Below are 5694 nucleotides of genomic sequence, written 5' to 3'. Positions count from 1 at the left end.
GCCACCGGCGGGTTCGGCGAGCCCCGGCCGCTGGTGCTCACCCAGGACCGCTGGGCCGGGCGGGTCACCCCCGGTGACTTCACCACCCCGGCGGAGGTGCTGACCCGCATCCGGGTGCCGAAGCACTTCAACCACCGTTCGCCCGCGGCCCGGCGGGACCTGGCCGCGGCGGTCAGCGGCACCGGCCTGGACCGGCACGGCGGCCGGCGGGGCGGCCGGTCCCGTCAGGCGGCGGGGGAGGACCACCGCCTCAGCCAGCTCCGCGTCGAGCTGCGCGCGCACCCGTGTCACGCCTGCCCGGACCGGGAGGAGCACGCCCGCTGGGCGGAGCGGCGGCGCCGGCTGGAACGCGACACCGAGGAGCTGCGCCAGCGGGTGTCCGGGCGGACCGGCTCGCTGGCCCGTACCTTCGACCGGATCGTGGCGTTGCTGACCGCGCGCGGCTACCTTGCCGCCGACGGTGAGGTCACCGACGCCGGCCGGATGCTGGCCCGGATCTGGACCGAGGCGGACCTGCTGGTGGCCGAGTGCCTGCGCCGCCGGGTGTGGGACGGCCTGTCCCCGGCCGAGCTGGCCGCCGCCGTGTCGGTGGTGGTCTTCGAGGCCCGGCGGGACGTCGACGAGCGGGCGTCGTTGCCGCGTGGCGGGGTCGCCGACGCGGTCGACGAGACGCTCAAGCTGTGGGGCGACATTGAGGCCGACGAGGCGGCGCGCGGCCTGGCGGTGACCCGCGAGCCGGATCTCGGGTTCGCCTGGCCGATCTACCGGTGGGCGCGCGGCGAGGCGCTGGCCAAGGTGCTCGCCAGCGGGCACCAGATCGACGGGGAGATGCCGGCCGGCGACTTCGTCAGGTGGGCGCGACAGGTGGTCGACCTGCTCGGGCAGGTCGCCGACTCGGGTGGCGCTTCGGCCGAGCTGCGCGGCACCGCACGGCAGGCCATCGCGGCGGTCAACCGGGGCGTGCTGGCCTACCACGCCTCCGCCTAACGGTCACTTTCGGTCACCGATCTCCGGAAACCGACGCATCGCTGCGTCACCGCGCTGACACCCCGCGAATTGTCGGGGGGTCGATGCATGCCCTGGTCAGGGCCTATCCCATCATTGCCCCGGGGCGCCGTGGGTCGCGCTGCGTCGATGGTGAGGAAAGGGCGTCGTGGGCGAGATCAATCACTTCGAGTACGGGTGGATCACACCCGCGCTCAGCTACGCGTTGTCAGTGCTCGGCTCGGCGCTCGGACTGGTCTGCGCCGGGCGGATCCGGACCGCCACCAGCGGCGGCCAGCGCGCCTGGTGGGGCCTGCTCGCCGCGTGGGCGCTGGGTGGCACCGCGATCTGGGCCATGCACTTCATGGCGATGCTCGGGTTCGCCGTCTCCGGCACCCGCATCCGCTACGACGTGCCGCTGACGGCCGCCAGCACCGCGATCGCGGTGGCGTCGGTCGGCATCGGGCTGTGGATCGTGGGCACCGGCCGGCTCGCCGCGCCGCGTCTGCTGGCCGGCGGGTTCTTCACCGGCGCCGGGGTGGCCGCCATGCACTACACCGGCATGGCCGCGATGCGCCTGGACGGCTCGTTCGGCTACGACCCGCTGCGGGTGACGCTGTCGGTGGTCATCGCGATCGTGGCCGCCACCGTCGCGCTCTGGCTGGCGATGACCGTCCGGCGCGGGCTCGCCATCGCCGCCTCGGCGCTGGTCATGGGCATCGCTGTCAACGGCATGCACTTCACCGGCATGAGCGCGCTGTCGGTGCACCTGCACGAGAGCCGCGGCCCGGCCTCCGGCACCGAGGTGAGCGGACTGCTGGTGCCGATCGTGCTGGCGGTGGTCTTCGGCGTGGTGGGGCTCGTCTACGCGCTGCTCGCCGCGCCGTCGGACGACGACCGGGCCGGGGCCGCGTACGTCAGCTCGCGGCTCGGTGACACGCCGCGGACGGTCGCCGCCGAGCCCGCGCCGGACCCGGTGGGCCTGCGTGCCCGGTCGACGCTGGCGCAGCCCGGCGCCCAGTTCCCGAGCCGCCGGAGCACCGACCGCCCTTCGTGATCAACTGATCACGATCGGTCGCCCGCCAGCGCGTCGACCAGGCGGCGGCAGGACCCGGCCAGGTTCCAGCGCTGCGCCAGCTCCAGCAGCCGCTCCGGGTCGGCGGGCGACGTCGGCAGCGTCGGGTCCAGCTCGGGCAGCGGCACGTCGGTGGCGACCCGGACCACCTTCGGCGCCACCGCCAGGTAGTCGCGGGCGGCGTCGAGCTTGGCCCGCAGCCCCGGGGCGAAGCCGGAGCCGGGGTCGTCGAGCGCGGCCAGGATGCCGTCGAGCCCGCCGTAACGGTCGATCAGCCGGGCGGCGGTCTTCTCACCCACCCCGGCCACGCCGGGCAGGCCGTCGCTGGGGTCGCCGCGCAGCGCCGCGAAGTCGGCGTACCGGTCGGCGGGCACGCCGTAGCGGGCCCGCACCGCCGCGTCGTCGCAGTCGTCCAGCTTGGCCACGCCCCGCCCGACGTAGAGCAGCCGCACCGGGCGCGTGTCGTCGACGAGCTGGAACAGGTCGCGGTCGCCGGAGACCACCTCGACCGGGCCGGGCTGGGTCACCGAGAGCGTGCCGAGCACGTCGTCGGCCTCGTAGCCGGTGGCGCCCACGGCCGGGATGCCGAGCGCGTCGAGGACCTCCAGGATCATCGGCACCTGCGGGGACAGCGTGTTCGGCACGACCTCGCCGCCCTCGGGCGCGACCCGGTGCGCCTTGTACGACGGCAGCAGCTCCACCCGCCACGCCGGCCGCCAGTCGTGGTCCATCGCGCAGATCATCCGGTCGGGACGGCGGGTGCGGACCAGCTGGGCGAGCATGTCGAGGAAGCCGCGCACGGCGTTGACGGGCTGGCCGTCGCCGGTCTTCGCGGCCGACTCGGGAATGCCGAAGTAGGCGCGGAAGTAGAGGCTGGGGGAGTCGATCAGGAGGATCGGCTGTCGGTGTGCCACGGCGACAAGCCTTCCACAGCCCTCTGACGAGATGGGGGAGGCGACCGCGGGACCGGAAACCCGGGCGCGCGCGGGTCCCCGGATGCGCAGACTGGCGGGGTGAGCTTCGTACCCGGCCTGACCCTGGCCCGCCGGTTCCACGACGAGGTGGTGGGTCCGCTGCTGGCGCGGCGGCTGCCCGGCCTGCGGTACTCCGCCGGTCTGCTCGACGGCGGCTCCGAGCTGCTCGGCCTCGACACGCCCCGCTCCACCGACCACGACTGGGGTCCGCGTACCCAGGTCTTCGTGGGCAGCGCGCGCGACGTGGCGCCGGTACGGGCGGCGCTGGACGCGGACCTGCCGGCGCGGTTCCTCGGCTGGCCGACCCGGTACGCCGGCGGCCCGGCGGTACGGCTCGGCACGGTGCACGCCGACGGCGACCGGCACGGCGTGAGCGTGGACGAGCTGGGCGCGTGGCTGCGGGACCGGCTGGGCGCCGACCCGCGCGCCGGCATGTCGGTGGCGGACTGGCTGGCGACGCCGACGCAGCGGCTGGCGGAGCTGACCGGGGGAGCGGTGTTCCACGACGGGCTCGACGGGGCTCTCACCGCCGCCCGCGCCGCGCTGGCCTGGTATCCGGACGACGTGTGGCGGCACGTGCTGGCGTCCGGGTGGCAGCGGGTCGCGCAGGCCGAGCACCTGGCGGGCCGGTGCGCCGAGGTCGGCGACGAGCTGGGCAGCCGGGTGGTGGCCGCCGGGCTGGCCCGGGACCTGATGCGCCTCGGGCTGCTGCTGCGCCGCCGCTGGCCCCCGTACGCGAAATGGCTCGGCACGGTGTTCGCGACGCTGCCGGGCGCGGCGCCGGTGGTGGACGGGCTCGCCGCCGCGCTCGGTCCGGGCGAGTGGGCGGTCCGCGAGCCGGGCCTGGTCCGGGCGCTGGAGACGGTGGCCGGCTGGACCAACGACGTCGCGCTGGCGCCGGCTGTGGATCCGGCCGCCCGGCCCTTCCACGGCCGGCCGTTCCTGGTGCTCGACGCGGGCCGCTTCGTCGAGGCGCTCCGCGCCGCGATCACCGACCCGCGGCTGCGCGACCGGCCGCCGATCGGCGCGGTGGACCAGTACGTCGACAGCGTGGACGTGCTCACCCACCCGGACCGCGCCCGCCGGGTGGCCGCGGCGGTTGTCCGTCCGCCGGGCGCGGCCTAGACTCCGATTCGAGTCGCATCGATCCGCGACTGTCTATCTCGTCTCCGAGGGTCCGGGCCGCCCGTCGCAGGCGCCTCGCCGGCGAGGACGCCGCTCCGTGCGGCGTTCCCACCACCGAGGAGAACAGCATGCTGTCCAGAATGAGCAGACTCCGGCTGCTCGGCGCGGCGCTCGCCGCCGCCGGGCTCGCCGTCGGAGCGGCGCTCGCCGTCCCCGGGCCGGCCTCGGCCGCCGCGCTGACCGAGGTGACGAACTTCGGCACCAACCCGAGCAACCTGCGCATGTACCTGTACGTCCCGGACACCGTCGCGGCCCGTCCCGGCCTGCTCGTGGTGAACCACTACTGCACCGGCAGCGGCCCGGCCATGTACTCCGGCACCCAGTTCGCGTCGCTCGCCGACCGGTACGGCTACATCGTCGTCTACCCGTCGGTGACCCGCAGCAGCAAGTGCTTCGACGTGTCCTCACCGCAGGCGCTGCGCCGCGACGGCGGCAGCGACCCGGTGGGCATCAAGTCCATGGTGGACTACGTGCGGCAGCGCTACCCGGTCGACTCGCAGCGGATCTTCACCACCGGCACCTCGTCCGGCGCGATGATGACGAACGTGCTGCTCGGCGACTACCCGGACGTGTTCCGCGCCGGGGCGGCCTTCGCCGGGGTGCCGTTCGGCTGCTTCGCCACCACGAACGGCTCGGAGTGGAACAGCGAGTGCGCCAACGGCCAGGTGCTGAAGACCCCGCAGCAGTGGGGCGACCTGGTGCGCAACGCCTACCCGGGCTACACCGGCCCGCGTCCGCGGATGCAGATCTGGCACGGCACCAACGACGAGACGCTGCGCTACCCGAACTTCGGCGAGCAGATCGACCAGTGGACGAACGTGCACGGGCTGAGCCAGACGCCCGACTACACGGACAGCCCGCAGTCCGGCTACACCCGGACCCGCTACGGCGGCACCGGCGGCACCGCGACCGTCGAGGCGATCAGCATGCAGGGCGTCACGCACAACCTGCCGGTGGACGCGGCCCAGGCGATCCGCTTCTTCGGCCTGGACACCGTGCCGCCGACCAGCCCGCCGCCCACCACGGCCGTCCCCACCACGCCGCCACCCACCACGCCCCCGCCGACGACGCCCCCGCCCACCACGGCGCCGCCGCCCACGACGCCGCCGCCGTCGGGGGCCTGCCGGGTCGGGTACGTGGTGAACGCCTGGAACAACGGCCTCACCGCCTCGGTGACGATCACCAACACGTCCGCCACGGCGATAAACGGCTGGAGCCTCGCGTTCACGCTGCCGGGCGGCCAGACGATCACCGGCGGCTGGAACGCCACCTACAGCCCCACCAGCGGCGCGGTGACCGCCCGCAACGTCTCCTACAACCCGGTGATCGCACCGGGCGGCTCGGTGGACATCGGCTTCCAGGCCACCCACACCGGCAACGCCGGTAAACCCGGCTCGTTCACGCTCAACGGAAGCCCCTGCACGGCCGCCTGATCCGCACGCCAGTACGCCGAGGTGGCGGCATCCCGGACACGGT

Annotated in this window: 4 protein-coding genes and 1 pseudogene; 4 read left to right on the top strand and 1 reads right to left on the bottom strand. The window is 74.7% G+C overall.

The window, feature by feature from the left end; all coding sequences use genetic code 11:
• Window positions 1-987: pseudogene (locus KBX39_RS21025) on the top strand (RNA helicase); the annotation flags it as partial.
• Window positions 988-1153: 166 nt separating this feature from the next.
• Window positions 1154-2041 carry an MHYT domain-containing protein gene (locus tag KBX39_RS21020; protein ID WP_210872100.1) on the top strand — a complete coding sequence of 296 codons (888 nt, stop codon included), beginning with the start codon at window positions 1154-1156 and terminating at the stop codon, window positions 2039-2041.
• An 8-nt stretch (window positions 2042-2049) separates the two neighbouring features.
• Here KBX39_RS21020 and KBX39_RS21015 read toward each other — a convergent pair whose 3' ends face one another.
• The gene (locus tag KBX39_RS21015) at window positions 2050-2973 is read right to left on the bottom strand and encodes a 5'-3' exonuclease (RefSeq protein ID WP_210872098.1); all 924 of its coding nucleotides are present in this window, start codon (window positions 2971-2973) and stop codon (window positions 2050-2052) included.
• A gap of 99 nt (window positions 2974-3072) precedes the next feature.
• Here KBX39_RS21015 and KBX39_RS21010 point away from each other — a divergent pair, with 99 nt between their 5' ends.
• Window positions 3073-4158 carry a DUF4037 domain-containing protein gene (locus tag KBX39_RS21010; RefSeq protein ID WP_210872096.1) on the top strand — a complete coding sequence of 362 codons (1086 nt, stop codon included), beginning with the start codon at window positions 3073-3075 and terminating at the stop codon, window positions 4156-4158.
• Window positions 4159-4286: 128 nt separating this feature from the next.
• The gene (locus KBX39_RS21005; RefSeq protein WP_210872094.1) at window positions 4287-5651 is read left to right on the top strand and encodes a PHB depolymerase family esterase; all 1365 of its coding nucleotides are present in this window, start codon (window positions 4287-4289) and stop codon (window positions 5649-5651) included.
• The last annotated feature ends 43 nt before the right edge of the window (window positions 5652-5694 follow it).

The sequence above is a fragment of the Micromonospora sp. D75 genome (assembly GCF_018070405.1).
GTDB lineage: Bacteria > Actinomycetota > Actinomycetes > Mycobacteriales > Micromonosporaceae > Micromonospora > Micromonospora chalcea.
Note: the sequence above shows the minus strand (reverse complement) of the source record. Positions and strands in the feature narration are given on the sequence as shown.